The following is a 22,265-nucleotide window of genomic DNA, read 5'->3' as shown; positions in this document are numbered from 1 at the left end:
GGATCTGCCGGCGCCGTCGGTCAGCGCGCCAGCTCATGACCATGCCCCCGCGCGATATGGGGTGAGTATGGCGGCAGCATCGACCGGCATGCCTCCCGCAGATCCGTCCGGATCTAACCAGGCCGTCGATCCGACGCCCTGCTCGCTCTCCGACCGCAGTTGCGGATCGCCGCGACTGGGCGCGTGGAATAGGGCGCGGGCGGTGATCAGCACCGCCCGGCTGATATCGGGCGGGAGTGCCGGCACAGTCAGCCCGTCGGGCGCGTCCATGCCGGGGCCTAGATAGCCTGCCCGATAGGTTACTATGATGCGTCCGTGCCACCGGCAGCAGCCGGCAGGGGCGTGCAAAATGCCAGCGTCCGGGTCCAGGTCGCTGTCCGGGTCGACTACGTCCGTCAGGTCCTGTCCATTGGCCATGATGGTATCGATCGCCGCGACCGGCCGCCTGCCGAGTAGGATCTCTCGCAGGGGAGATCTCTCCAACCGCAGAACGTCTCGATATGAGTTCAACAGCACCGGCGACCCGATATAGGATGCCGCCATGGAGCTTGCTTGCCGCAGATAGTTTATCAGGGCCGGCTCGTCGAAGCTGGCATTCTGGAGTTCTGCTTTCAGGTCATCCAGGGCTGCCAGCGGCACGTCAGGTGCAGGCGCAGTTGCTATCGTGGTCATCGTTTCCAGACCTGTCGGATCTACCGGTTCTCAGGCGCACCGTTGGCCCGGTTTTCGGGGCGCGGTGCACGGTTCTTCTCCCGGGCGATCATGCGGGCGCGGCGAGGGTCGTTACCCTTAGCGACCAGTTCGGCGATGTCTGCCTCGGTATCCTCGGCGCGGCGCACGCGCTCCCGGAACACCTGGTGGGGCGAGGGCGCGCGGGTCTTCGGCGCGGCCGCCTTGGCATCCTGGTTGTTGGCGCCGCCAGCTTCGTCTTTGCCGTCCATTCGATGTCTCCTTCACCGGAGCAGGCGCGGGCCCGCTCCGGCAGGTGGTTGAGATCAGGCGCCGGTGCCGACCCGGACGAACTTCACCGCCCGGCTATCCAGCACCACCGCGCCGGTCCGCTTCGTGGCGTAGAAGCCCACATAGGGCTTGTTGGTGTAGGGATCGCGCAGCGTGCGAATGCCCATACGATCAACGATCTGGTACGCCCGCTGGAAATTGCCGAAGGCCAGCGGGGTGGCGCCCGCAGCGATATCGGGCATCTCCTCCATCTCGTTGGTCGGATAGGCCAGCAGGGTCGACGGCTGGCCGACTTGGACCGACGGCTGCCACAGATAGTTGCCCTGCCCATCCTTGAGTTTGCGGATGGTCGCCAGCGTAAGCCTGTTCAGAATCCACTGTGCGTTCTGCCGGAAGACCGTGCGGGTCGAATGGATCACGTCGATCAGCATGTCCGTCGCGGCCGTCCCGGTGCCGAGGCTGGCTGCGTTTCCCGTCATGATGGACTGGAAAGTGCCGTAAGCCCGGGTCTTGTCCAGATCCGTCGAGGCCGCCTGGGTGAACAGTCCCTTCGGTTTCTTCGCCCCATCGCCGAACAGGAATGCATCCCCTTCCAACTCCGCAAACGCGAGCGCGATTTCGTTCGCGATGTAGGACTCCAGATCCAAGGTACTGTCATCGAGCAGCCGCTGGGTGATCTGCGGATTGGCATACATCTCGCCGAAGGTGGCGATCGTCTCACCGAAGTTGGGGCCGTTCGTTGCCGGGCGGGCATCGGTCTCGCCGACCCAGCCAGCGCCGCTGCCGTGCAAGCCGACCAGGCGCTTGTAATCGTCGGCACCGATCGAAATGGACGAGAACAGATCGCGGACTGTGCTTTCGTCGCCCAGGATGTCGAGGATGTTCCGGTCGACGGTTTCAGGCACCAGAAATCCGCCATCTTCGGGCGTGAGGGTCGTATTGGCGCGACGCTCCAGCCCGCGCAGTTCATACTCGCCAGCGCCGCGCCGCGCCCAGGCAGCCCAGGCATTGCGATGCTCGGTGACCTCGGGGCGCTCCTGATCGCCACCGCCGGCCCCACGCGGGCGATTGGCGCGCGTTTCCATCTCCCGCAAAGCATCGGACAGGCGGGTGATCTCGGTGTTGATCCGGTCCACCGTCTCCGACGTCACGACGTCGGAAGAGCCGCGTTGCTCGATCTGGCGGATCCGATGGTCATTCTGCGAGCGGAACTCGGAAAAGGTCCGGTTGATGCCGTCGATCAGGCTCCGGATCTCGGACATGCTGGGTTCTGCGCCACCGCCGGCATCGCGACGCTCCAGGCGCGCGACATTACGCCGCATCGTGCGGTTCAAAGCCATTTGGCTCTCCTGATTGGCTGGTTACGAAAAGGTCTGCTGACAGGCCCGTAGGCTGTCCATCAGACCGGCCAAGTCGCCGCTCTCTTCCCGAGAGCCCGAAGCTGACTTGAAGCCACGCGAGGCGATCGCCTTCGCGCGGCTGTTGGAGAAGCCGCCTTCATCCCGAAGGAACCTCTCCAGATCTCTCTCCGTGCGGATCCGGTCGGCTGCGCGGACATTGTCGACGCGCGCTGCCGGGTTGGCCGCAAAGGTCACGATCGACACTTCCCACAGGTCTGCCTGCGTGATGGTGCGGATTCCGGTCTGCGGGTCCATGTCCGAGGACTGGGTCACGAAGCCGACCGACAGACCGTCCAGGGCGCCCGCTTGGAGCAGGTCATACGCGATCTGCGCCTGCGGCACCGACCGGACGAGCTTCCCCTTCACGACCAGTCCGCGGCTATCCTCCGACATGGAGGTGTAAACGCCGATCGGAAGGGTGGGATCGTGCTGCCAGAGGAGCTTGGGTGTCGTCCCGGACTTCTTGTGCGCTGCCAGGCTGGCCGTGAAAGCGCCAGGCGCGAAGCGTGTGCCGTAGCTTTCCTCGATCACGTTGAAGACCGAGCCATAGCCCTCGAAAGTGCCATCTTCCGTGAGGTTCCGGCACTCAAAACGCATATCCACCTCGGACCGCCATGGTTTCCCGGTAGGATCGCGGGTTTCAGGAACTCGGCGCATTTGGATCTCCCGGAGGAACGGAATGCGGCGTCTCTGACGCCGGCATGGGCAGGCCGTTTTCATCCAGCACGCTCATGTTGAGCGGCAGGACAGCCTTATCGAGGCCAGGCATTGGGGGCAGGTCCTCCAGCTCGCGGGTCTCGGAGCGGAGCATGAAGCCCGCAGTGATCGCGATCTGGTATGCCGCGTAGCGCGTCTTGATATCGGCGCGCTCCAGCGCCGCAACGACGTGTTTCACATAGACGTCCGGCCGGCTTCTGGTCGTCAGATCGCGCCGGATCGCTGATTCCCAGCGCCTTACCCATGGCAGCAGGGAATATTTCACATGCGCCAGAAAGAACTGCTCGGCCGAGGCGAACGTGGCTGTCTTGTCTGAATGCCCAACCATCTGCGGGAAAACCCGCATCGCCCGACAGACCTCCTCGATCTGGAGCTTGCGCGTGGCAATGTGCTCGGAGTCGACCCCGCTCATCATGACACGGGTGAATTTTCCACCTCGGTCCATGATGATGGGGCTGAATTGAGCGCCCCCCGTGTGCTGCTGCTCTATCGCCGTACGCAGACGGCGATATTGAGGCTCGTCCAGGGCCCCCTCGACCGAGAACACCCCCGATGCCTGGACGCCGTTGCGATGGAGGTTGGCGTGGCTCTCTTCCAGCGCCACCGCAAGGCCGATCGCCTCGCGGGCCTTGCGCACGATGTCCAAGCCCGCGAACCCGTTCCATGACGGCCCCCGCAGGTGGAAAACTGCTGTCCTGGGGAGAATTAAGGGCTCACCGCCATCCGGCAGGCTGATCTTGTAGGATACGACCCAGTCCTGAACCTTTTGAATCGTGACCCATCCGGGCAAGACAGGCAGCAGTTCGCGGATCTCGTCCTGGCCGGTGACCGTATTCCTGACGGTATTCTTGATCGCCAGGCCGTTCCCCGTAAGCACAGCGTGCATCGTAAGCTGCTCGACCAGCTCCTCGCCGGTCTGCCAGTCGTTGGGGAAATCGAGCAGAAGTTGCAGCGGATCGTTGGGGAGCGGGATCCGGTTGACGCCGCTTTTGCGGTATACCCCGCGCGGCATGCCGGCGACGTCTTCCGCGATGATCCGCGCGCATGCGAGGACCGTCGTCACTTCCAGGGCGCTGTCCCAGGTGACGGCGACGCCAGACCGGGATGGCCGCCCCACGAAGAAATCCCTGAACAGTTCTGCCGGACCTATGCGGGGGCCCCGGCGCTCCAGCCCCAGAAGCCGCCTCCATATGCTCATCATCATCACCTGGTTCGTTTTGATCCATGCTGTCCCACCAGGATCGAGGCGGTGGTTGGGGGTCTTTCGACATCACGGCCGCTGCATCGAAGAGGGCGAGCAACGGATCGATTTTCTTGCCGCCGGCGAGCTGCTTGGTGATCTCGATGTTGTTGCCCTTGGTCTGGGCTTTGGCATTCCCCAGCGCCCAAGCCATGATCGGCCTGGCGCCATGCACGAAGCCTCCGCTGGCCAGCTTGCGCTCGACGGTCTTGATCGTGCCCGTCAGGGCCCATCCTTGTCGGACGCCGACGACGCGGTCCCCGAGGATTTCCCGCTTTGCCAGTTCCGTGACGATCTCGGCGACGCCGGCAGGGTCAAGTCCGACCATGGCCAGCTTCCCGGAAGCGTCCACCTCCTCCAGGCAGTCTGCCAACTGCCGGATATCCTCCGCGACCGCGCCCTCAGTTACCATCTGCACGGCATCGGCTAGAGGGTCTGCCCCCTCGCTCATGAGATCGATCAAGATCAGATCGCCCTCTTTTGCGAAGTCGAGCAGACGCGCGGCCTCTTTCTTGCGGGCTTCAAGGACCTTCCTCGACACCCAGCTCCGCTGCCAGTGCAGCCACCTCCCGGTGAATCGCTCGCGTCCCAGCAGGGCCAATGAGAGGAAGTCGTCGAGACCCCCGCCATCGATGCCGGCAACGACGACCTCGGACCGGCGTATCAGCCTTTCAAGCGTGAGCTTCTCGTCGCCCCGCGCCTCCCAATATTCCGCGCCAACCCATGCATCGGCCCCTAGCGCAACCCCGACTTCGACATTCAGATGTTTGGACAGAAAGATGAGAAGTTTGTCTTCCCCTTCTTCTTCTGCCTGACTGAATTTCGAGGATAGAAATTCCTCGCTGACCGATGCTCCCATATTGGGGTTGGTGATATAAAAATTGGCCGGGTTGCGCTCCCCCTTGGCAGCCAGGATTGCCTTCGGGAACTCGTAAATGAGCGGAAGAAACTTGGGGTTGTGAATCTTTCCGTCGCGGACCTTCCGAGCATATTTGAGCTTCGCAGCGAACACGCCGGCCGGCGGCTCTTCTGACTGGGTCGTCAGATAGATCACGAACCCCTCGGGACGGGATGCCAAGCCGCCGGTAGCCTCGATCAGCATGTTGTATGCCGTTGGCCTTTTTCCGAACTCATGAAGCTCGTCGACCAGAACCCCGGTGGCCTTCTTGCCAACGACGGTCTGCCCATCGGCAGCTACCACCTTCAAGGTGGCGCCGCTCTCCAGGTGGGTGATGACTTTCGTGTAAGCCTGGACATGGAAAATCGCGGAGAGCGTTTCGTCGGCCTTGATGATGTCCCAAGCTGGCTTGAAGGCGTTCTCAGCGGCTTCACGGGTCGGAGCGAGAATGAGGAACTCTGCTGATTTCCTCCAGTTCAAAATCAAAACCGCCAACATGATCCCAGCAGCGATCGTGGACTTGGCGTTCTTTTTGGCGACCAGAAGGAAAAATTCGTTGATCAGCCGTATTCCGGAAACCTCGTCATAGGACCCGAAAAAGAACTCGGCGAACTCGGTGAGCCATTGAAGGTTGGCCTCGCCGAAGGTTGGTTCCCCCGTGACGTCCACAAGCCGGAACGCATTGAACACGCCCTCCATGGCGCGCCTGGCATACTCTGGGAATAGCGGCCCGCATGGCAGCAGGCTCTGCCGTTGAACGATCCGGGTCTCCCAATCTGGGCGGGCGGTCGTCCATTCGGGAATCCGTACCGGAGGTGGCTGAGGCCGCGCCCCAGCCTTGGTTTTGCTTCCCCGGGAGATCTTTCGCTTGGTAACGCTGCGTTCCGCCCGGCCTTCTTGCTCATCCGTCACGGTTGTTCACCACCAGCTTCGGAGGAGCGCCCATGGCGAAACGACCGCCACTGGCCGAGGCCGCTTTCGCTGCGTCTTTTCGCTGTTCTTTCTTTCCCTTCTCGGCCTCCGTTTCCTTCATCGCGCCGAGGGCCTGCGCAATTGTCTTCAGCGTTGTGGCGCGGGCCGAGAGACTGACAGCTTTCATCATGGCCTCGCGACGGCGCCCGTTTGAATCGTCGGCCGTTTCGACCTCGATCATCTCCTCCAACTCCCCGGCATGCGCGGTAGCTGCGTCCAGCTCGGAGAGCATCCGCAGGGCAATATCCCGGCCGAGGTCCGCGTGATTGCCTGCTACCTCAGCCGGACGGGGAGGGGCCTGGCGCGCAGGGGCAAGGGATTGGGCAGCTTTGCGGTGCGCACTTTCCTTTCTGGTGCGCACCTTGGGCACCTTGTTGCGCACCCAGCCTTCCGTCATCGCGCGCTTTCTGATCGCGCTCTCGGAGAGCCCATGCTTCTCGGCAATTTGGCGGTTTGACAGGGCTCCTGCGCGGAAATCCGCCTCGATAGCCGGCCAGTCGACGGCCCGTTTTCTGGTCATGATCCACCGTCAATTGTGCGAAGTGCGCACCTCGCGCCCGTTCAGACGGAAAAATTTTTCACGCATGGGACCGGTCCGGTTAGGCCCCTATGCGTTCCGCTCAAGATTGGACCCGCCCCCATGCGCCCGGTGCATGGATGCGTCGGACGCATGGGTCCGCAGAGTCTATGCGTTTGGCGCATACCTTGTTGCGACCCGGTCCGCGCGGGCTCGGGCGGTCTTCCGCGTGTGGCAGGATCCGCAGAGCAGCCGCACGTTTGATGCCGCGAGCGGCGCGCCGCCGTCCTTCAGCTCGTGGATGTGGTCGCCGAAGATCCGGGTGTTCTCACGGCCGCACTGCTCACAGCGACGGCCGCGCTTTCGGATCAGATCCGTGACCAACTGTCGCCAGGGCGCCGAAAGGTAAAACGGATCGGCGGTCTTCTTGGGCACCGGAGCGATGCTGGTGTCCAATGTGCGGACCCCGCTTTCGAGGCACCGAAGGGGTGCCTTCTTTCTGTGTGCTATCATATTATGCTTGCATTCTCGTGCGGCACAGCGCATTATGCTTGCATGAACCGCAAGCAGCGCCGCACCTTGGAAGCGATCTTGACGAACCCTGTCAGCGCGACACTGATCTGGTCCGACATTGAAGCCCTGCTTGTCGCGATCGGTTGCGACGTGATCGAGGGCAACGGCTCACGGGTCAAGTTCGTATCGAACAAGCTCGTTGCGGCGTTCCATCGCCCGCATCCTCGGAAGGAAGCAAAGGAGTACCAAGTCCGGGCCGTGCGGGAATTTCTGACCAAGCTAGGGGTAAAGCCATGAGCACCATGACCTACAAGGGCTACCATGCCCGCGTCGAATTCGAGGCGGCGGACCAGGTGTTCGCCGGTCGCATCGCAGGCATCAACGACATCATCACCTTTGAGGCCGACAACGTGAAGGATCTGACAGCGGCATTCCATGACGCTGTCGATGACTATGTCGAGACCTGCGCCGAAGTAGGCAAGGCACCGGAGAAGCCCTACAGTGGCAAGATGATGTTTCGGGTCGCGCCTGAAGTGCATGCCAGCGCCGCCCTGGCGGCGGAATTGCAGGGCAAGAGCCTCAACCAATGGGCGGAAGAGGCAATCAGGGCTGCCGCCGCCGGATCGTTGGAACAGCGGGGATAAGCACGACCGTCAGGCGCGGGCGATGTCGAGCGGGACCTGGCTGAAGGCGTCTTCCGCGCGGCGGCGCTCATGAAAGCGGATGTAGGCCTTGGTGGCGTCGATTCGGATGCTGTCGGAGATCGCGCCCATGGCGCGCTTCCATTCGTCATCCTCGATCGCCAGGCGCCGGAGGCCGAGGATCTTGTCGGTCCGGATCTTGCCCTCTTTGCCAACCTCGAACGCATCCAGCACGACAGCCCGCACGTTCGCGTTGCCGCCCTCGGTCCAGCGCGTCAGGCAGCTATCGATCAGGGTCTTGGCGACCTGCAACTCGGGACCAAACGAGATCGAATCGCCGATAGCGACCGTGATCCGCTTCGTGCCGTCGTAGCTCGGCAGCGTCAGGTTGCCCTTCGTGCCGCCCATGGCGGTGTCATAGTTCTCAGCCAGCAGGGCCAGAAACGACTTGATCTCCGAGAAGCAGACGTCGCGGAACGCGCGGAGCTGTTCCCGCTGTTCCGCGGCCTGGGCGAATAGCCGGCACACCAGGTCATCCTGCAGGAGGTGTTCGGGCTTGACCTTGTCGCGCGGTACCAGCCTTCCAGCCGAGTCCTGCATGTAGCCGTCGGGAATGGTCATGCCGGCAACTCCCCGGCGACGCCCTGCGCCCGACGGTGGCAGGCCTTGGCCCGCAATGCGGCCCACAGCCGCACGCCAGGGCGGCGATCCTTGTCCGCGATGCGGCTGTAGTGCGCGGCCGCGCGCTGCCACACGCTGGCGTCCGTCGCCGGCGTGCGGGCCTGACTGGCTGGCTTCATGAGACGATCATCCCTGACAATGGGGGACTGGCCGCGCTGATGCGGTCAGTCGAGATATTTCCCGGCGCCGTCGCCCTCGCGGACGTGGCTGTATCGCGTCGTCGTGGCGAGCGACGCGTGGCCGAGCTGGGCCTGGACAACGTGAGGCGGCGCGCCCCGGTCCTGCGAATGCGAGCAGCAGGCGTGGCGCAGCCAATGCGCCGACACGGCCGATGACAGGCCAGCCCGCCTCGCGGCCCTCTTCACGACGCGGTCTGCCGCCTTTACGTGAAGAGGACCGCCCTCGTGGCCGGGGACAACCGGCGCGTCAGGCCGTTTGTCGACACGCAGGGCCACAAGCTCTTTCCACAGCTTGGCGGGCACCACGACCGATCTGGTCTTGGCGCCCTTGCCGAAAATGCTGGCGATGCCGCCCTGCTGGCGGCGCGTCATGTCTCGCCATGTGAGGCCGCAGGCCTCGCTGATGCGGAGGCCGAGGACATACAGGACGCGGAGCAGCGCATGCCGGCGCGGGTCCGTCTCGCCATCGATCATCCTGGCCACGTCTTCCTCGGGCAGGATCCGCTCGTGCAGCGTGTCCCGCGCGCGCTCCAGGCGGAACGCGGCGCCCTCATCCGTGGGGAGGACACGCATCGTTGCGCCGAAGGCGAGCAGCGATTTGACGGCCGAGAGCTTCCGCCGGCGCGTGGCATCCGATCCGTCCAGGCAGTCGAACCAGGCTTGCAGGTCGTCCAGCACCACCTCACCCAGCGGCTTGCCGGCATAGGCCATGAAGGCGCGGGCATCCCGCTCATAAGCCCGGCGGGTGTTGTCTCCCCGGTTGTGGAGCCACGACCGCAGAAGCAGATCATCGCCCGAGACCTTGGCGAGATCTGGCGGCCCGCTGGCGCGCGATCCCGCACGATCTCTCTTAACCATTTGATCCACCTAAATAAGTGGCCAATTTCACCCCACCAAAAACCGGGAGATAACAGGCATTATCTCCCGGCTTTCCGGGGGGGCTTGCGGGTTATCTCCCGCATGTCGCACTGCCCCGTGTCCGATAATTCCGGGTTATCATCCCGGCTTTCGGCGACTGGGCTGCGCGGAGACCGGCATCAATCGGACGGCGCACCGCCGACCTTCCGGCCGCAATCCCACCAGCGCGGCCCACGGCCGAGCGTGGACGGCACCACGCCTGGGCGCAGTTCTTCCGTCTTGCGTGCCGTGTTCTCCCGCATGATGGCGCGGTCGATGTCCTGCATAAGCGCGTCGGGCGCGTCGCCAGCCCGCTCTGCGCCGGCCCGGGCGCTCGTCCAGAACCGGTCGGCGCAGCGCGCGGCAAGATTGGTCACCTGGCGTGGTGCGCACGGAATTTTCCTGCACGGCACGTCGGCGCGGTGACGCGGCAGAGCGTCGCGCTCCAGCGGGACGATCAATGCCTTTCCGTCCAGCACGGACACGACAATGCCGTGACGCGATCCGCGCACGACAATGTCGCCGCGCTGCACCGGCAGCGGGCGTTGTTTCATGTTTCACCGAGGGGAAGGTGCCCGTTGGGCATAAAAAAAGCGTGTTGCCCGTTTCCGGACACACGCCTTCGAAGATGCTACCAGATTTGCATCAAAAAACGTGGCACGTCAATCTTGGCTGACGTTTCGGTTTGGTTCTGCGTTCCGATGGAGAGCTGCGCGACTGGGAGCAGCGGCGGCGGCCAATGCCACTTGCTTTCGCGATGCCTATGTCCCGGTTATCACGCGTTCTTCTGACATGGTAGCCAATCTGTTGATTGGTCGTATTAGACCCCGTTCACGATGCAATCGCGCGATCCGTCCCACGCAAGGTCCCAGCTTGCGCCCGGCCGCACGTTCTGAATCGCCGAAGGATCGAAGACGGCGAAGCACCGGCCGCCAGGGTGGCGGACTGACGGATAGATCAGGCCGCGCTCGCCGTCTCGCTGGAGTTCTGTTGCAAATTTTTGGCCTGCCAGATATCCGATCGCGGGATCAGGGTGTAGGCACGGGTGATCGGGTTCGTCTGTAATGTCGGGGAATTCCCCGATGAAATCTGCATGTAGCTCTACATATCTAGCATTGTCTTTGAAGATTCCAATGTAATCAAGTTCCCGCGCCCGGTGGAATGCGACTTCTTTAATTGCTGTTTCTACATTCCAGACGCAATACCATGCGCCGCGTTGTTCAGTATTGAAACGACTTCCGCCTGTTCGCGTGTATGTAAACGCTGCATTTATATGGCTGTTTCCGTAAACCGCCATGCTATTATTTTTTCTCTGCCAAGCCAGTTCGCGATTGTCTACATTGAAGATACGCCCCTTTTCGGCAAGCTGTCTCTGGCTGGTCAGCGCTTCAATTCGTGCCAGGACCTCCATTTCCTCGTCGCTGTCGACCAGGACCTGCAAGGCAGGAGGCTTGTGGTAGGTGGCTGAGATGAGACGTATGAGCGCGCGGTCCTGAATGATGGTGCGCTTCATACGCCCCCCCGTAGGGCATCGAGATAGCGGCGCGCTTCGAGAAAGTGAGGGAGCCCATATTCAATCAGCGCATCTACTGGCCGCATGCCTTTGAAGAGCGGACCGTTGTTCGGCAACATCGGCCACCTTTCCGCTATATCCGCGTCAAAGTACAGGACCAACGACTTGTATATGCCGATCAGGGCACTCAATCGTTGCATCTGGTCATACGTAAGAGTGCCGGTGAATCCCGGTTTCTTCGCGCGTTTCCAAGTGCTTTCGGACATATCGCATAGGCGCGCGGCCTGTGGGCCAGGGACATGCCATGTCGTCATGATGCGGTCTACTGCCTTGAGCGCGACGGCAGTTTCGTCCACCCCGTCTGTGCAGGTGCTTTTTGTTGCGGCGTGCATCTGTGCCCCCTCATGTTGGAAACATAAATAGGACCATATGAACCGGTCCGCAAGTTCATATGGACTGCGTGCGGCAGTTTCACGACATCGGGATAAAACAGCGGTGGTTCCACTCATTGAACTGAGGGTGTCGCAGATTGCATCGCAAAGGCGGCGCGAATCGCGACGGCAAAGATTCGGGCGGCGGCTTAGCCAGCAGAAAATTCAAACCTGAGACATAGTGCTAATCCCGCCAATAGGCGCCGGGCATCTCGTCATACAGTTCGACGATCTGTTCCAGCACAAGCCCTGTTGCCCCCGAGATTTTGCGCGTGTCCCTGGCAAGGCGCCTCGCCATCTCGTCCAGGGGAAACCCGTCGATCAGAAGCATGATCAGCAGGTTTTCCCCCACTCGGCCAATCGCCTTTCTGATGAGTTCGCACCTTGCCGATGCTGCCGCGCGCGCCAGCATCACATCATGAAGATCGCCTCCTTTCCCGGTTGTCTCCCGCTCCGGATCAGACGCGCCGAGAATTCCCGTTTCGTAATCACGGGCCCACATATTGGCGCAAACCACATGGGCCTTATCGATCGCCTTGGCGCGGCGCAGTGCATAAAGCGCAGGACACGTCCGGTAGACATTGATCGCGCCGACTGCATCCTTCGGATCCAGCCTGACGATTTCGACTTCCCCGCGCGCCAGGCGCTCGGGCGTTGGTGTTGCTGTGGCCCGTTGGCCCTGAGAAACCGCCGCTGTGCGCGGCCGGCGGGATGACCGTGCTGCCGTCACCGTGCGCGTACCGTGTCCATCTCTGCTCCCGTCTTTGCCCGGAAACGGCCGCACGTATCGCGCGGCTGCTCCATCAGCGCCATGCGCCGACGCAAAAGCGCCAGCTCCAAACGCAAATTGGCCAGCTCACGCCCGAGCTGGCCGTTTTCGCACCGCAATCGGCACGCCTCCCTGTGAGGCTGGATGAATCTGTCCAGAAACGCTCTCAAGCCGCATCCTCCTGTGGGCGGTATGCCGCCAGATAGGATTCCAGGCGCAGCTCAGTGATCGGGCGGCCCAACTCACGCGCCTTGTCCGCCCACAGGCGCCTCGCCTTCGTGTAATCGCCCTCGGCCTGCATGATGCTCGCGAAGAGGCGCTGGTCATGGCCGTAATCTTCCCGCGCCTGGCGCTCCCAGTCGGGCGTCGGCGGGGCAGGGCGGCCGATTTCCTCCGGCATCAGGGAGAGCATGCGATGTGCCTCCCACGCCGCGCCGATCGCCTTCTGAAACGCGCCCATATGCCGGGGTGTGTCCTCATTGGCCTTCATCGCCTGGGCATGAGCCTCAACAGCTTCGACCAGGACGTCCGCCGGGCAGCCGCGCTGGAGCCAGCCCCGGATCGCGCCCATCTGCCTGGACAGGTCCGTGCGTTCCCACCCTGCTGCGCGCAGGACCCGGTTAGCGGTTTCCGCGAGCAGCTCGGCGGGCACGGGGGCAGTTTCGGGCCGGGTTTCAGGTTCGGCGGTTTCCTGAGATTCAGAAAGAGAGAGATTGGTATTTCTTTCTCTATCTAGATCTAAGGAAACCCCGGAAACCGGAAGCGAAACCGAATCCACGGAAACCGAAAACCCATTTCGGTTTTGGTTTCCGGTTTCGGTTTTCTGGGTTTCCACCGTCCGGAGCAGGCGCATCGAGCGCTGCTGCCCCGCATGTTCGGCCTCGGCGAGGCGGCGGGCATAGGCCGCCTCCGGAGATTCACCCTTACGGGGGCGGCCGCCACGGCGCGCATTCGTCTGATTGGCCATGGTCTGGATCGTCATGTCCGCCGGCAGCTCGCCAGCCGCAATGGCCGCCTCGATGGCGTCCTGCCGCGCTGCGCGCTCTGCTGCCTTGCGTGCGCGCTCCTGTCGGCGCAGCTCGCGGGCCAGCAGGTGCGGGCTATACAGACATCCCTCGTCGTCCCACGCGGCAAAGCCTCGCCGCACGATCTCCGGCAGCGTACGGGTCAGAACGTCTGCCTGTTCGCCGATCAGGGTGGCGATCTCGGGCACCGGCAGGGCATGGGTGCCACTGCGGAACGCGATCATGCGGCTTTCGTGTAGGGTGTCGCGCAACGACACGACAACGCCCCGGATTTCGGCGGGGGCGCAGCGCAGCAGCTTCCAGGCTGGCACGGCGTCGGCATCGAAGTCTGCCGGGATGGGAAAGGCAGAGGTCATGCTGCTCCCCCGGCTGTTGCGGCCTCGTGAATCGGCACGACCCGTTGCTGGCTACCGAGGCGCGCCTGGCAAACGTGCAGCGCGTCATGCACGACCGTCAGCAACCCATGCAGGTCCGCCGATAATTCGCGCGCCTCGTCCTCGGTCACGATCCCGTCCGCCAGGATGCGGATTGTCGTCTGGAGGGCGGCCGACGAATTGACGGACACGCGCTCCATGCTCGCCGCGACACTGCCGCTGCCGACATGAATCGGCATCAGCGCGTATCCCTCGATCCGGGCGATCTCCCGCAGGATCACTGGCTCATGGGCGCGTCGGTCCAGGTCGAGCGCGACGTCGACCGGCACGATCGAGGGTCGGTGCGGGTTCTGGTAGTCGGAAAGCTGGCTGTTCCCCACCCGGCAGATGGTCTCGGCCGCGTGGACACCCCCGACCCTGGCGATTGCGTTGGCAGTCGCGGTCTTGATCGCCGCAAGGGTCTGACTGTCGTTGCCCGTCATAGCGCGGCATTCCTCAGATTGTCAGGGGGGGCAGTGCGGGCCGGCGCGTTGGCGCACCGGCCCGCGTCGTCCATCATGGGAGTGCAACCAACCACGGAGGACGATTCGGTGAGTGAGACAGCCATCGGAATTTCAAGCCTGAAGCATCTTCCTGACGGCCATATCAAGGTTGCTATCCGGCTACTGCCGCTACGGCCGCATGATGAGGCCAAGATGAAACTGGCGGTCGTTTTGCCGCCTGGCTCCGCCCCCAACACAGATCGGATCGCAGAGATCGAGCGAGAGGCATTGCGACGTGTTCGTGAGGCGCTCAATGAGCGTATCGCCGATCTTGATCGAGTCATTCATCACGCTCGGATGCTAGGCCGGTAGTTTCTGGGCGAGTTTCGCGCGAGTAATAAATAACGTAAGGAAGGGGATCGCGATTTATAAAAAGAATGTCCCGTCTATAGGGGGATGCTGAAAGCAATAAATAAACCCTGAACAATATTTCGTTGATTAGGTTTATCTGTTCATTCAGCGTTAGTGCAGAGAAAGCCCGTTCTTCCAATGCCGAGACAGGGGAGCGGTAGAAATCTGCTGCGGTCATAGCCGCCTGGCGCGCGCTCTCGGCTCGCTGCTCTTCCAGCACCTCTTTCAGGGCGCGCGCGACGGCCGCTTCCAGAGCCCGTGCCGTTACTTGCACCGCTTCCGGCTGACCCGAAGCGCCCTCGGGGGCATGCTGGGGATGTAACGGGGGAGGAGTGGTCATACGGCGTCTCCCATTGGAAACGGCAGGGCGCACGCGGCCGTATTGTAACGGCCGCGCACTACGTCCAACGTGTTTGTGGGAACCAACACGAGAGGACGATTCGTGAAAAACGATATGCCGGGAATTATCGCGGTCGAGCGCATCGAGGACTTTACTTTCCGGGTAACGGTCAATCCGGGACAGAATTCGGGGCCAAAAGTCCGAAATATTACCATCACCGCCGAACTCGATACATCCAGTGGACCATTCCATATGCTCGAAAGTGAGCGCGTTATTCTCTGCGCGGTGGAATTCGCGGCCGCTATGCGCCGCTGCGAGGTGGTTGATCTTCTAAACAAGAGCAAGTCCATCAACCGCGGTGAGCCGTAGCGCGCGCAAGCAGGCGCTCCACGGTTCTCAGGGTCGGCCCAAGTCGGTAGGCGTGGGGCCTCGTGATTTCCAGCACGTCCAGTGCCTCACTTGTGCCCTGCAAGTCGGACACGACCAGGAGCAACCGGTTAATGCAGCCGACCTGATCTTCCAGGGACAGGCCCATGAACGCGCGCATATCGACCTGCACGCTGACGGCCTTCTGGATTGCGGTATCGGTCATGCGGCGTCTTCCGCAGGCGAAGCCGGGGGTTTCTGCCCCTCCATAATATACCCGACCAGAATGTCGGCGTAGGCAAACAGATCGTTTTCCCTTCCCTTCCCGAAGGCGATCCGGTGGGAGACACGCTCTATGGCCCACATGCGTACGGCCTGTTCCGTCGATAGGCCCGCGTGGCATCGCATGCGGGCTGCGTCCACCCGGACTGCCTCCGTCCGACCCATGGCGCGGCGAGATTCCTCGCAGAATGCGCGGTACTTTTCCAAATCTGCGACTGCATTCGCCATGAGCAGCTCGATCTCCTGGTCGAAGTCCCGTTTTGCATCACCGGTCACCCAAGCCGTCTCCGGCTGACCGGCCGCGCCGGGGGCAGCATGCTGGGGATCTGACGCGGGAGGGATGGTCATGCGGCGGCTCCCGTAGGGTTTGCATAGGTGCGGGCCGGCGCGTTGGCGCACCGGCCCGCGTCGTCCATCATGGGGTGTCGGAAACCATGAAAGGACGATTCGGATGCAGGGAATTGCACAATGCGAGAAATGCCACGCCCGGCTGATCGTGACGGGGACGCGCCGTCGTGACACATCGCATGTGTCCGACCCGCGTGATCGCGTATTGTGCTTGAACTGGCACACCGCAAATCCAGGCCACAAGGGGCCGGACGGGTGTGAATTCTGGACTGGCGCTGTGGACAAGCTGACATCTCAGTGGCCCCGCTGAGGTGGCATGGGCCAGCCGCGATACATCACATGCCGGATAAAATCTGTCAGCCGAACATAGCGCCACGCTTCCAGGATCAACGGCCCGTCTTCGTGCAGTCGGATATGCCATGTGATGACGTCTGCGTGTGGAGGCAGCGGATCGACGACGGGCGATACCCACGGCGTTAACGGTGTGGTGCACCGAACGATCCGGAACCAACCTGCGAACCCAAGTCGGATCGCCTCCGGGTGACCCGGCGCGCTCTCGGCGGCATGCTGGGGGTGTGACGGAGGAGGAGTGGTCATACAGCTATTCCGTCAGGAAACAGGTCCGGACGCAGTTTGCCTCGGTCGATTCCGGAGGCTTTTTCAACCAGAACCACGCGCTCTGCTGGTATTTTCCCCCGCTTCCTCCAGCCGCATATGCTGGGAGGAGAGATGCCGACGGCCTTCGCCAAGGCGCAGACACCGCCAGAACGCTCTATTGCGAGGTCGATCATGCTTTCCATTTTGCGATAGTTAGCACAGGGCTAATTTTGAACGCAAGCGGACGTTAGCCAAGGGCGAATATGGGAATGGAATTTTATGCCATTTTGCGGTTATGAGTTTAGCAGCGCGCTTGAGAACATTACGAGAACATGCAACCTTGGGTCAAGCCGAGGTTGCTGCTGCTCTCGACGTCTCCATACCGACGGTGAGTGAGTGGGAGTCCGGCAAGAAAAAGCCATCTCGACATAGGATTCCTGCGTTGGCCCGTCTCTTCGGTGTAAGCACTGATTACCTTTTAAGTGGCCAGGAGCTGCGTCTTCCAGATCGAGATGAAAATGGAGAAGAAGAATCTCTAGTTGCTTTATATAGAGCAGCAGATAGAGAAGTGAAAATTGCCGTTATGACGTTGCTCCGGGCAGCTTCTGATAAAAATTAGTTCTCTTAATTACATTATTTCTTCTGGGTAGAATATCTGGTCGGCAAGGCGGCTCTATAAAGTTTTGCCATGATGGAAATTCAAAGTCCGACCGTGGCCTCTGACCCCTTACCCAATAAAGCCAGAGTGCCATACACATGAATGCATCTTCAAAGGCGTCGTGCGTAGTGTTCTTTCGATGTATGCCGATTCGTTCTGCGCATGCACTCAAAGAGGCAGGGTAAAAGCCTTGGGATCTAGCTTCTATCATTGTGCAATATATTGGTTTTTCGGGCATTTTTTGCCCGCACATCTCGAATGATCTTTTTACGAATGGAATATCAAACGCAGCGTTGTGCGCGATTATCGCGTCGCATTCATTCAATAGGTCTCGTATTTCGTCGAGTCGCTGCACGAATACCTCTTGGTGTCTCAATGTCCAGTCATCAATTCCATGTATTCGCTCGGCATCTTTGTGTGATTTTTTAAGAGGATCAAATATAAAGTTTACGATTTTCAAATTATTAGAGTGATCATTTTTTTTCTCTACGAGTATCATCGAGATACTTACGATCTGGTCTGAGCTATGCAGTCCTGTTGTTTCTACGTCTATAAATAAAGGTCTATTTACGTTCTGAAGATAGCTTCCTGATCTCAGTGTATCATCACTTTTTTTCTCCGGAGGCAACAGCTTAGGTTCAGCTGGCCGCGCGGCTGCTGGAAGATCATCCAACTGCTCGCATGAAGGCGGCGGCACTTTCATCGGCACGCTCGATTTTCTATCTTTCGATCTAAAGAGCCAGCGCCAAATTCCCATTCGTTCCTCCTGATTGTTACATAAAATAACGCCCTCTGCCTGGGCATGATTAGCCGCAAGCTAAAATTCCTCTTGTGTGATTAATTAGCTTACGGCTAATGGTAGCCATCGCCACCCCGCGATGGAGGAATTGTTGCCTACCACCCAAGAGACGCCCGCCATCAGGCTGGGCACTATATGCACTGACCGGGTTACCGGGTTTAGCGGCATGGCCACGGGCCGCACCACGTATCTGAGCGGTCAAAGCCGCATCGAGCTTTCCCCCGCTTTGCGTCCGGATGGCCGGCTCCCCCGGCCCGAATGGTTCGACGAAGGGCGGATTCGTCCGGTCGAATTGTACCGTGCTGGAGGGCGGACCGGGCCCAGCGAAACCGGCGAGCAGCAAAGCCCATTTGCGCTAGACACGACGCCGCGCGGGTTCGCCCCATGAGCGGTCCGGTATTCACGCGCGACGGCGCGCGGTTCGTCGTAGATCAGCGGTACTTTGGCCGCTTTGAATACGATGCCGAGACGGAGGCGCGGTCGATTGTCGCTCTGGAAAAGGCGCTGTCCGATTATTTGCGCAGATATGGCGAATATCCGAACTTCCGGGCCGATGTTACGGATAGTCTCCGCGTTTGCCGGGACGATGCTGCACTGAAATTTATGGAGTTCCTGTCGACCTCCGTGATTGGGCCTGGGCCGTCTGGAATTCGGCAACTCACGCTTCTTCGTCGTCTGATGGACGAGCTGATTGTGCAGATACTGGCCAGCATCAGGCCGCTTCCTTCGAAGGTGAAGATCGAAGAAAGCGGGGCGGTGAACACCTCGATGATGGAAGGAGCGGGAATGGCTGACAACGGCCATTCCCGCCTGCCGGACGGTGCAGCATGAAGGCGCCGATGAAGCCGCCCCCGGCCCCGGCACCGCCGCCGTCTCGCATTCTTCAGGTCGGCGTGTGCGGCTTGGGTTGGGTGTGCGTCTTGCATGCCGCAATCCTGCTGTTCGGCGCCGCAATTCTCGCATGGGCAGGTGTTCTATGAAGCGCTCAGCCCGATGCAACTCCACGCTGGAAACCGTGATGATCCCGCGCGTCGAGCTGGCCACGCAGGCCGCGCTGCTTGCCCTGGCTGATCGCGCTCTCGGCCTGGTGATGGAGGCTGGCCCGCACGGCGAACTGGCGCTTCTTGACCTGGAGCGGACGTTCATTCTCGCCCGCACCGCGATCCGCAACGAGATCGACAGCCGGCCTGTCCGCTACGCCCCCACAACGGTGATGCGCCGCCCCAACCGCCCGCGCCGCGCCAGCATCGGCGGCATCGCGCCATGACCGGCATCATCACCCGCGCCGAGCTGCTGGTGGACGCGATTCTGTCCAACCCCTCGCCTGACAACGCCGAGCTGCTGGGCGTGGCCACGGCGCTGGAGCAGGACGCTGCCCGGATGGAGGAATACCTGGAGACTTGGCGCTTCCAGGCTCGCCGCCTCCGCGACTTCGCCGGCGCCCGCCAGGCCCGCATGGACGGCAACCACACCCCTGACAATGCAACCACCCCCGACGCGCCATAGCGCACGGGGCCGGAGAAGCATCATGCCCGCACCCCTGACCGAGGAACAGTTCACACGCCTGCTGGGCCGTTGCTCGCACGCGAAACAGCGCCGCATCGCAAAGCTGGCGAAGGATATCGAATTTCTCCAGCGCACGGCAGCGACAAGTCGATTTATCGGCAATCCCGAAGAGCACCGGATATTGACCGACATCATCTGCCAGAATGCGACTGAGATCGAGCACATCCTGCTGCGGGACCCCGGCGTGCCGGAGATTCCGCCGCGTCCAGGGTGCGTGATGCTGCCGCATTACGGGCGCGTGTCATGATCGGCGCTGATCGCCCCTGGACGGCACCCGTTCGCGGCATTCTGGTGGCGGTCGCCGCCGGGATGCTGTTCTGGACCATGGCCATCGCCGCTGTGGTGTGGGGGCTGTCGTGATGGCCCAGCAGCTCGATCTGGTCGAGTTCATCGCCAGCATGCCTGCGGACCGTGCGGGTCCGTGCATGAAGCCCGCGCAGGCGCTGCCGGTCCCGGATGAGGTTCTGGCCCTGCTGCCGCGCCGCCCTGCCGCCTGGCGACGCGTGGTCGCGCCGATCGGCGCATCCGCCATCATCGTGAGCGTTTCGACCCTCTGGACGCGGCAGGTCGTCGAGTGGGTGCGTCAGCCGGACCAGTCGCTGCTGCTGGGGCATGACGGGCGCATAGACGCCATTCCCGGCCAGTGGCCCGCCGTCACCCGCACGGTCGCCATGGAAGCCGAGGCGGCGCTTGATCTGCCGTGGCCGCTGGAGCCGATCGAGATCACCGACACGTGCCTCGAGTTCCGGTTCAGCCCCGATCGCCGCGCTGAAACGCTGACGGCTCGCGGACTTCTCTTGGACCTTATGAAAAAGATGGAAGGGGCGGCCGCATGAGCTACGCCACCATGGACCATGCTGCGTGGGTCGAGAGCAATATCGCTGCGGCCAAGAGCATGTTGACACGCAAGCCGCGCAAGGACTGCCGCAAGGGATGGGCTGGGGCACCTGACAAGCTCAACCCGTTTCAGGCGACGTGTATGCAGATCCTCGGCATTGCCGGCGACGGGATCTACAATGCGCCGATCAGTTGGGAAACGATCGAATGGGGCGGCGACCAGTGGCTGGTTGTCGCATGGCGACATGAACTCGCGACCTTCGACAGTGCAGCGCTGACGAAGCTGGTCTTCCTCGCCCATGAGTGCTGCATCCGCGTCTCGATTTCCGCACGGACGTTCAGGCACGTCGAAATCATGTTCCATCGTCGCGAACGTGAGGGAGGAACGAGCTCGCGCCATCCCGACATGGCCGGAATGATCGAGACGATGCAGCGATACATCCACGCCGGCTCGCCCGTCTGGCGCGACCGGGACGCCATGCTGGCGGCGAAGGTGACGGCATGACCGACCATCCGATGCTTTTCAACACGCCAATGGTGCGCGCCCTGCTGGACGGACGGAAGGTCCAGACGCGGCGTATATGGATCGAGATCGACGGCAAGCGCCGGCGGCTGACCAAGTCCGAAAGCATGCGCCTGGTCGGCAACAGTGTCCCGAAACGCATGGCCACCCTGCTGGCCCAGGCAAACCGCGTCACCGCCCTCGATCGGGCGGCGGTGATTGCTGCGGAGTGAATGATGGATCAACCTGTCAATGACAAGGCCGCAGCATCCTTTTTTGCGATGCTCGATCTACACGCAAACGCCATCAAGGCAACGGTGAGACCGGATGCCAAGGTGACGATAATCGTCCGCGCACCGGAGGCTCTGCCGTGCGAAGCGATGATTACTACCAATGATCAACTGTCCGTCGTGCGCGATGCCGTCGAGTATTTTGCGGGAGGGAAGAGATGAGCAGCAGAACCGCACAATGGGAATCCGTTGCTGAGGCTGCGATCCGGAGGGGCCAGTTTGCAGCATCAGTAGGCGTCGGTATTCATCTGTCACGGGATGAGGCGCATGCGCTGTTCGGCATTGGCCCGCTCTGCCAGGCTATCCCCTCCGGCGAAAGAGGCTCTACGGCCCGACACCCAAAGCTGACGGCGACCCAGAGGCGGATTCTGGATGTCGTTATGCCGAGTTCGGGAGGCTTCGACCCGCGTACGGATCAGGTGGCCCATAGCCTTGGCGTTTCCACCAGCACCGTGTGGGGACATCTCAGGGCATTGGAGCGCAAGGGGATCATCACCCGATCGCATAATGCCCCGATCCGTTGGAGGAAAGTATGACCCAGCACAGGACGCGCGACGTACAGATTACCGAGATCCTGGGCGCAACGGCGGCGACAGTTATTCGGCGGGACTATCCGATGGACGTCTATCGGATCTGGGTCGACAGGATGCTGGAGGAAGCCGAGGGACGCGGCTATCAACGCGGTGCCCAGAATGGACGGGAGGCCGGCGTTACCATCGGCCGGCACCAGGCGCAGAGCGTCATTTCTGCCGCGATCGCGGTAGCGCTGTCAGAGCATGGCGTGGACTCCGCGCTCAAGGGCGGCGACCCGCTGGCATTTGAACCATGGCCGGAGATGGATGCTCTGCTGGTTGTTCTGGATGCAGCGCGGCCGGGATGGCGCGACCGGGCGCTGGATGGGGGGCGGGGCGATGGCTGAAGTATCGTACCTGAAGCTAGACCGCGTGCTGGAAGATCTGCGCGGGATCGTGGGGCGCACCAAGCTTCTGGCACACCTGAGGGCCACCCCGACATTTAATGGGGCTCCGACTCACCGCAGAATAGGCAAGAAGATCCTGTT

At 61.8% G+C, this 22,265-nt stretch carries 35 protein-coding genes and 1 pseudogene; 14 read left to right on the top strand and 22 right to left on the bottom strand.

Annotated elements, in window-relative coordinates; genetic code table 11:
* Positions 1 to 33: 33 nt before the first annotated feature.
* The 8 genes and pseudogenes from ACMAUO_RS12780 to ACMAUO_RS12745 all read right to left on the bottom strand — a co-directional run bounded on the left by ACMAUO_RS12780 (position 34) and on the right by ACMAUO_RS12745 (position 7,160).
* Positions 34 to 672 (bottom strand): hypothetical protein, encoded by a 639-nt coding sequence (locus tag ACMAUO_RS12780; RefSeq protein WP_420357376.1) that lies wholly within the window; start codon positions 670 to 672, stop codon positions 34 to 36.
* Positions 673 to 692: 20 nt separating this feature from the next.
* Entirely contained in the window at positions 693 to 941 is a 249-nt protein-coding gene (locus ACMAUO_RS12775) for a hypothetical protein (RefSeq protein WP_420357375.1), read from the bottom strand.
* Between the two features lie 54 nt (positions 942 to 995).
* Positions 996 to 2,300, bottom strand: a complete 1,305-nt coding sequence (locus tag ACMAUO_RS12770; RefSeq protein WP_420357374.1) for a phage major capsid protein — start codon at positions 2,298 to 2,300, stop codon at positions 996 to 998.
* Positions 2,301 to 2,321: 21 nt separating this feature from the next.
* Complete coding sequence (locus ACMAUO_RS12765; RefSeq protein ID WP_420357373.1) at positions 2,322 to 3,017, bottom strand: HK97 family phage prohead protease; 696 nt, start codon at positions 3,015 to 3,017, stop codon at positions 2,322 to 2,324.
* On the bottom strand, positions 3,001 to 4,275 hold the full coding sequence (locus tag ACMAUO_RS12760) for a phage portal protein (protein ID WP_420358262.1): 1,275 nt from the start codon (positions 4,273 to 4,275) through the stop codon (positions 3,001 to 3,003). The genes ACMAUO_RS12765 and ACMAUO_RS12760 overlap by 17 nt, the downstream gene beginning before the upstream one ends.
* Positions 4,276 to 4,369: 94 nt before the next feature.
* A pseudogene (locus ACMAUO_RS12755) lies at positions 4,370 to 5,914 on the bottom strand (terminase large subunit); the annotation flags it as partial.
* A gap of 202 nt (positions 5,915 to 6,116) precedes the next feature.
* The gene (locus tag ACMAUO_RS12750; RefSeq protein WP_420357372.1) at positions 6,117 to 6,707 is read right to left on the bottom strand and encodes a terminase; all 591 of its coding nucleotides are present in this window, start codon (positions 6,705 to 6,707) and stop codon (positions 6,117 to 6,119) included.
* Positions 6,708 to 6,872: 165 nt separating this feature from the next.
* Positions 6,873 to 7,160, bottom strand: coding sequence for an HNH endonuclease signature motif containing protein (locus ACMAUO_RS12745; protein ID WP_420357371.1), 288 nt, complete (start codon positions 7,158 to 7,160; stop codon positions 6,873 to 6,875).
* Between the two features lie 99 nt (positions 7,161 to 7,259).
* Here ACMAUO_RS12745 and ACMAUO_RS12740 point away from each other — a divergent pair, with 99 nt between their 5' ends.
* Positions 7,260 to 7,514 (top strand): type II toxin-antitoxin system HicA family toxin, encoded by a 255-nt coding sequence (locus ACMAUO_RS12740; protein ID WP_420357370.1) that lies wholly within the window; start codon positions 7,260 to 7,262, stop codon positions 7,512 to 7,514.
* Complete coding sequence (locus ACMAUO_RS12735) at positions 7,511 to 7,861, top strand: type II toxin-antitoxin system HicB family antitoxin (RefSeq protein ID WP_420357369.1); 351 nt, start codon at positions 7,511 to 7,513, stop codon at positions 7,859 to 7,861. Before ACMAUO_RS12740 ends, ACMAUO_RS12735 begins: the two co-directional genes overlap by 4 nt.
* Before the next feature lie 9 nt (positions 7,862 to 7,870).
* Here the strand turns inward: ACMAUO_RS12735 and ACMAUO_RS12730 are convergent, their stop codons facing one another.
* The 10 genes from ACMAUO_RS12730 to ACMAUO_RS12685 form a co-directional block, all read right to left on the bottom strand.
* Entirely contained in the window at positions 7,871 to 8,479 is a 609-nt protein-coding gene (locus tag ACMAUO_RS12730; protein WP_420357368.1) for a DUF3164 family protein, read from the bottom strand.
* Positions 8,476 to 8,658: a hypothetical protein gene (locus ACMAUO_RS12725; protein ID WP_420357367.1), complete on the bottom strand. Its 183-nt coding sequence runs from the start codon at positions 8,656 to 8,658 to the stop codon at positions 8,476 to 8,478. Before ACMAUO_RS12725 ends, ACMAUO_RS12730 begins: the two co-directional genes overlap by 4 nt.
* Positions 8,659 to 8,703: 45 nt before the next feature.
* A complete protein-coding gene (locus tag ACMAUO_RS12720) occupies positions 8,704 to 9,576 on the bottom strand; it encodes a tyrosine-type recombinase/integrase (RefSeq protein ID WP_420357366.1) in 873 nt (290 codons plus the stop codon).
* A 179-nt stretch (positions 9,577 to 9,755) separates the two neighbouring features.
* Positions 9,756 to 10,169, bottom strand: a complete 414-nt coding sequence (locus ACMAUO_RS12715) for a hypothetical protein (RefSeq protein WP_420357365.1) — start codon at positions 10,167 to 10,169, stop codon at positions 9,756 to 9,758.
* A 266-nt stretch (positions 10,170 to 10,435) separates the two neighbouring features.
* The gene (locus tag ACMAUO_RS12710) at positions 10,436 to 11,128 is read right to left on the bottom strand and encodes an RES family NAD+ phosphorylase (protein ID WP_420357364.1); all 693 of its coding nucleotides are present in this window, start codon (positions 11,126 to 11,128) and stop codon (positions 10,436 to 10,438) included.
* Complete coding sequence (locus ACMAUO_RS12705) at positions 11,125 to 11,520, bottom strand: antitoxin Xre-like helix-turn-helix domain-containing protein (RefSeq protein ID WP_420357363.1); 396 nt, start codon at positions 11,518 to 11,520, stop codon at positions 11,125 to 11,127. Before ACMAUO_RS12705 ends, ACMAUO_RS12710 begins: the two co-directional genes overlap by 4 nt.
* Positions 11,521 to 11,743: 223 nt before the next feature.
* The gene (locus ACMAUO_RS12700; protein ID WP_420357362.1) at positions 11,744 to 12,289 is read right to left on the bottom strand and encodes a hypothetical protein; all 546 of its coding nucleotides are present in this window, start codon (positions 12,287 to 12,289) and stop codon (positions 11,744 to 11,746) included.
* A 205-nt stretch (positions 12,290 to 12,494) separates the two neighbouring features.
* Positions 12,495 to 13,577: a hypothetical protein gene (locus ACMAUO_RS12695; RefSeq protein ID WP_420357361.1), complete on the bottom strand. Its 1,083-nt coding sequence runs from the start codon at positions 13,575 to 13,577 to the stop codon at positions 12,495 to 12,497.
* 128 nt (positions 13,578 to 13,705) lie between these two features.
* On the bottom strand, positions 13,706 to 14,209 hold the full coding sequence (locus ACMAUO_RS12690) for a hypothetical protein (RefSeq protein ID WP_420357360.1): 504 nt from the start codon (positions 14,207 to 14,209) through the stop codon (positions 13,706 to 13,708).
* Positions 14,210 to 14,549: 340 nt separating this feature from the next.
* Complete coding sequence (locus ACMAUO_RS12685; protein ID WP_420357359.1) at positions 14,550 to 14,960, bottom strand: hypothetical protein; 411 nt, start codon at positions 14,958 to 14,960, stop codon at positions 14,550 to 14,552.
* 102 nt (positions 14,961 to 15,062) lie between these two features.
* On the opposite strand from ACMAUO_RS12685, the gene ACMAUO_RS12680 reads away from it, so the two are divergent.
* The gene (locus ACMAUO_RS12680; RefSeq protein WP_420357357.1) at positions 15,063 to 15,329 is read left to right on the top strand and encodes a hypothetical protein; all 267 of its coding nucleotides are present in this window, start codon (positions 15,063 to 15,065) and stop codon (positions 15,327 to 15,329) included.
* On the opposite strand, the gene ACMAUO_RS12675 is transcribed toward ACMAUO_RS12680, so the two are convergent.
* From ACMAUO_RS12675 to ACMAUO_RS12665, 3 genes are all read right to left on the bottom strand, one after another.
* A complete protein-coding gene (locus tag ACMAUO_RS12675) occupies positions 15,310 to 15,552 on the bottom strand; it encodes a hypothetical protein (protein WP_420357356.1) in 243 nt (80 codons plus the stop codon). The two genes, ACMAUO_RS12680 and ACMAUO_RS12675, sit on opposite strands and share 20 nt — an antisense overlap.
* A complete protein-coding gene (locus tag ACMAUO_RS12670; protein WP_420357354.1) occupies positions 15,549 to 15,956 on the bottom strand; it encodes a hypothetical protein in 408 nt (135 codons plus the stop codon). Before ACMAUO_RS12670 ends, ACMAUO_RS12675 begins: the two co-directional genes overlap by 4 nt.
* Before the next feature lie 593 nt (positions 15,957 to 16,549).
* Entirely contained in the window at positions 16,550 to 16,747 is a 198-nt protein-coding gene (locus tag ACMAUO_RS12665; RefSeq protein WP_420357353.1) for a transcriptional regulator, read from the bottom strand.
* A gap of 101 nt (positions 16,748 to 16,848) precedes the next feature.
* Here ACMAUO_RS12665 and ACMAUO_RS12660 point away from each other — a divergent pair, with 101 nt between their 5' ends.
* Positions 16,849 to 17,172, top strand: coding sequence for a helix-turn-helix domain-containing protein (locus ACMAUO_RS12660; RefSeq protein WP_420357352.1), 324 nt, complete (start codon positions 16,849 to 16,851; stop codon positions 17,170 to 17,172).
* On the opposite strand, the gene ACMAUO_RS12655 is transcribed toward ACMAUO_RS12660, so the two are convergent.
* Positions 17,135 to 17,914 (bottom strand): 3'-5' exonuclease, encoded by a 780-nt coding sequence (locus ACMAUO_RS12655; RefSeq protein WP_420358261.1) that lies wholly within the window; start codon positions 17,912 to 17,914, stop codon positions 17,135 to 17,137. The two genes, ACMAUO_RS12660 and ACMAUO_RS12655, sit on opposite strands and share 38 nt — an antisense overlap.
* Positions 17,915 to 18,394: 480 nt before the next feature.
* On the opposite strand from ACMAUO_RS12655, the gene ACMAUO_RS12650 reads away from it, so the two are divergent.
* From ACMAUO_RS12650 to ACMAUO_RS12605, 10 genes are all read left to right on the top strand, one after another.
* Positions 18,395 to 18,841 carry a hypothetical protein gene (locus ACMAUO_RS12650; RefSeq protein ID WP_420357351.1) on the top strand — a complete coding sequence of 149 codons (447 nt, stop codon included), beginning with the start codon at positions 18,395 to 18,397 and terminating at the stop codon, positions 18,839 to 18,841.
* A gap of 187 nt (positions 18,842 to 19,028) precedes the next feature.
* A complete protein-coding gene (locus ACMAUO_RS12645; protein ID WP_420357350.1) occupies positions 19,029 to 19,277 on the top strand; it encodes a hypothetical protein in 249 nt (82 codons plus the stop codon).
* Positions 19,274 to 19,516 carry a hypothetical protein gene (locus tag ACMAUO_RS12640; RefSeq protein WP_420357349.1) on the top strand — a complete coding sequence of 81 codons (243 nt, stop codon included), beginning with the start codon at positions 19,274 to 19,276 and terminating at the stop codon, positions 19,514 to 19,516. The genes ACMAUO_RS12645 and ACMAUO_RS12640 overlap by 4 nt, the downstream gene beginning before the upstream one ends.
* Before the next feature lie 22 nt (positions 19,517 to 19,538).
* Positions 19,539 to 19,823 (top strand): hypothetical protein, encoded by a 285-nt coding sequence (locus ACMAUO_RS12635; protein WP_420357348.1) that lies wholly within the window; start codon positions 19,539 to 19,541, stop codon positions 19,821 to 19,823.
* Between the two features lie 112 nt (positions 19,824 to 19,935).
* Complete coding sequence (locus tag ACMAUO_RS12630; RefSeq protein WP_420357347.1) at positions 19,936 to 20,412, top strand: hypothetical protein; 477 nt, start codon at positions 19,936 to 19,938, stop codon at positions 20,410 to 20,412.
* Positions 20,409 to 20,918 carry a hypothetical protein gene (locus ACMAUO_RS12625; protein WP_420357346.1) on the top strand — a complete coding sequence of 170 codons (510 nt, stop codon included), beginning with the start codon at positions 20,409 to 20,411 and terminating at the stop codon, positions 20,916 to 20,918. The genes ACMAUO_RS12630 and ACMAUO_RS12625 overlap by 4 nt, the downstream gene beginning before the upstream one ends.
* Positions 20,915 to 21,148: a hypothetical protein gene (locus ACMAUO_RS12620; RefSeq protein ID WP_420357345.1), complete on the top strand. Its 234-nt coding sequence runs from the start codon at positions 20,915 to 20,917 to the stop codon at positions 21,146 to 21,148. The genes ACMAUO_RS12625 and ACMAUO_RS12620 overlap by 4 nt, the downstream gene beginning before the upstream one ends.
* On the top strand, positions 21,149 to 21,367 hold the full coding sequence (locus ACMAUO_RS12615; protein ID WP_420357344.1) for a hypothetical protein: 219 nt from the start codon (positions 21,149 to 21,151) through the stop codon (positions 21,365 to 21,367).
* A complete protein-coding gene (locus ACMAUO_RS12610; protein WP_420357343.1) occupies positions 21,364 to 21,741 on the top strand; it encodes a LexA family protein in 378 nt (125 codons plus the stop codon). The genes ACMAUO_RS12615 and ACMAUO_RS12610 overlap by 4 nt, the downstream gene beginning before the upstream one ends.
* The gene (locus ACMAUO_RS12605; protein WP_420357342.1) at positions 21,738 to 22,124 is read left to right on the top strand and encodes a hypothetical protein; all 387 of its coding nucleotides are present in this window, start codon (positions 21,738 to 21,740) and stop codon (positions 22,122 to 22,124) included. The genes ACMAUO_RS12610 and ACMAUO_RS12605 overlap by 4 nt, the downstream gene beginning before the upstream one ends.
* The last annotated feature ends 141 nt before the right edge of the window (positions 22,125 to 22,265 follow it).

This window comes from Gluconacetobacter brunescens, assembly GCF_048695475.1.
Lineage (GTDB): Bacteria > Pseudomonadota > Alphaproteobacteria > Acetobacterales > Acetobacteraceae > Gluconacetobacter.
The sequence above is the reverse complement of the archived record's forward strand: the minus strand, read 5'-3'. Positions and strand labels throughout refer to the sequence as shown.

What these genes read in the sequence shown, in the direction of transcription:
- ACMAUO_RS12780 (WP_420357376.1), bottom strand. Translation starts at nt 672, where the DNA reads ATGACCACGATAGCAACTGCGCCTGCACCTGACGTGCCGCTGGCAGCC.
- ACMAUO_RS12630 (WP_420357347.1), top strand. Translation starts at nt 19,936, where the DNA reads ATGGCCCAGCAGCTCGATCTGGTCGAGTTCATCGCCAGCATGCCTGCG.
- ACMAUO_RS12715 (WP_420357365.1), bottom strand. Translation starts at nt 10,169, where the DNA reads ATGAAACAACGCCCGCTGCCGGTGCAGCGCGGCGACATTGTCGTGCGC.
- ACMAUO_RS12660 (WP_420357352.1), top strand. Translation starts at nt 16,849, where the DNA reads ATGAGTTTAGCAGCGCGCTTGAGAACATTACGAGAACATGCAACCTTG.
- ACMAUO_RS12640 (WP_420357349.1), top strand. Translation starts at nt 19,274, where the DNA reads ATGACCGGCATCATCACCCGCGCCGAGCTGCTGGTGGACGCGATTCTG.
- ACMAUO_RS12635 (WP_420357348.1), top strand. Translation starts at nt 19,539, where the DNA reads ATGCCCGCACCCCTGACCGAGGAACAGTTCACACGCCTGCTGGGCCGT.
- ACMAUO_RS12740 (WP_420357370.1), top strand. Translation starts at nt 7,260, where the DNA reads ATGAACCGCAAGCAGCGCCGCACCTTGGAAGCGATCTTGACGAACCCT.
- ACMAUO_RS12625 (WP_420357346.1), top strand. Translation starts at nt 20,409, where the DNA reads ATGAGCTACGCCACCATGGACCATGCTGCGTGGGTCGAGAGCAATATC.
- ACMAUO_RS12760 (WP_420358262.1), bottom strand. Translation starts at nt 4,275, where the DNA reads ATGAGCATATGGAGGCGGCTTCTGGGGCTGGAGCGCCGGGGCCCCCGC.
- ACMAUO_RS12685 (WP_420357359.1), bottom strand. Translation starts at nt 14,960, where the DNA reads ATGACCACTCCTCCCCCGTTACATCCCCAGCATGCCCCCGAGGGCGCT.
- ACMAUO_RS12605 (WP_420357342.1), top strand. Translation starts at nt 21,738, where the DNA reads ATGACCCAGCACAGGACGCGCGACGTACAGATTACCGAGATCCTGGGC.
- ACMAUO_RS12765 (WP_420357373.1), bottom strand. Translation starts at nt 3,017, where the DNA reads ATGCGCCGAGTTCCTGAAACCCGCGATCCTACCGGGAAACCATGGCGG.
- ACMAUO_RS12770 (WP_420357374.1), bottom strand. Translation starts at nt 2,300, where the DNA reads ATGGCTTTGAACCGCACGATGCGGCGTAATGTCGCGCGCCTGGAGCGT.
- ACMAUO_RS12665 (WP_420357353.1), bottom strand. Translation starts at nt 16,747, where the DNA reads ATGATCGACCTCGCAATAGAGCGTTCTGGCGGTGTCTGCGCCTTGGCG.
- ACMAUO_RS12710 (WP_420357364.1), bottom strand. Translation starts at nt 11,128, where the DNA reads ATGAAGCGCACCATCATTCAGGACCGCGCGCTCATACGTCTCATCTCA.
- ACMAUO_RS12690 (WP_420357360.1), bottom strand. Translation starts at nt 14,209, where the DNA reads ATGACGGGCAACGACAGTCAGACCCTTGCGGCGATCAAGACCGCGACT.
- ACMAUO_RS12675 (WP_420357356.1), bottom strand. Translation starts at nt 15,552, where the DNA reads ATGACCGATACCGCAATCCAGAAGGCCGTCAGCGTGCAGGTCGATATG.
- ACMAUO_RS12645 (WP_420357350.1), top strand. Translation starts at nt 19,029, where the DNA reads ATGATCCCGCGCGTCGAGCTGGCCACGCAGGCCGCGCTGCTTGCCCTG.
- ACMAUO_RS12735 (WP_420357369.1), top strand. Translation starts at nt 7,511, where the DNA reads ATGAGCACCATGACCTACAAGGGCTACCATGCCCGCGTCGAATTCGAG.
- ACMAUO_RS12705 (WP_420357363.1), bottom strand. Translation starts at nt 11,520, where the DNA reads ATGCACGCCGCAACAAAAAGCACCTGCACAGACGGGGTGGACGAAACT.
- ACMAUO_RS12775 (WP_420357375.1), bottom strand. Translation starts at nt 941, where the DNA reads ATGGACGGCAAAGACGAAGCTGGCGGCGCCAACAACCAGGATGCCAAG.
- ACMAUO_RS12615 (WP_420357344.1), top strand. Translation starts at nt 21,149, where the DNA reads ATGATGGATCAACCTGTCAATGACAAGGCCGCAGCATCCTTTTTTGCG.
- ACMAUO_RS12610 (WP_420357343.1), top strand. Translation starts at nt 21,364, where the DNA reads ATGAGCAGCAGAACCGCACAATGGGAATCCGTTGCTGAGGCTGCGATC.
- ACMAUO_RS12750 (WP_420357372.1), bottom strand. Translation starts at nt 6,707, where the DNA reads ATGACCAGAAAACGGGCCGTCGACTGGCCGGCTATCGAGGCGGATTTC.
- ACMAUO_RS12725 (WP_420357367.1), bottom strand. Translation starts at nt 8,658, where the DNA reads ATGAAGCCAGCCAGTCAGGCCCGCACGCCGGCGACGGACGCCAGCGTG.
- ACMAUO_RS12655 (WP_420358261.1), bottom strand. Translation starts at nt 17,914, where the DNA reads ATGAAAGTGCCGCCGCCTTCATGCGAGCAGTTGGATGATCTTCCAGCA.
- ACMAUO_RS12720 (WP_420357366.1), bottom strand. Translation starts at nt 9,576, where the DNA reads ATGGTTAAGAGAGATCGTGCGGGATCGCGCGCCAGCGGGCCGCCAGAT.
- ACMAUO_RS12695 (WP_420357361.1), bottom strand. Translation starts at nt 13,577, where the DNA reads ATGATCGCGTTCCGCAGTGGCACCCATGCCCTGCCGGTGCCCGAGATC.
- ACMAUO_RS12670 (WP_420357354.1), bottom strand. Translation starts at nt 15,956, where the DNA reads ATGACCATCCCTCCCGCGTCAGATCCCCAGCATGCTGCCCCCGGCGCG.
- ACMAUO_RS12620 (WP_420357345.1), top strand. Translation starts at nt 20,915, where the DNA reads ATGACCGACCATCCGATGCTTTTCAACACGCCAATGGTGCGCGCCCTG.
- ACMAUO_RS12650 (WP_420357351.1), top strand. Translation starts at nt 18,395, where the DNA reads ATGAGCGGTCCGGTATTCACGCGCGACGGCGCGCGGTTCGTCGTAGAT.
- ACMAUO_RS12730 (WP_420357368.1), bottom strand. Translation starts at nt 8,479, where the DNA reads ATGACCATTCCCGACGGCTACATGCAGGACTCGGCTGGAAGGCTGGTA.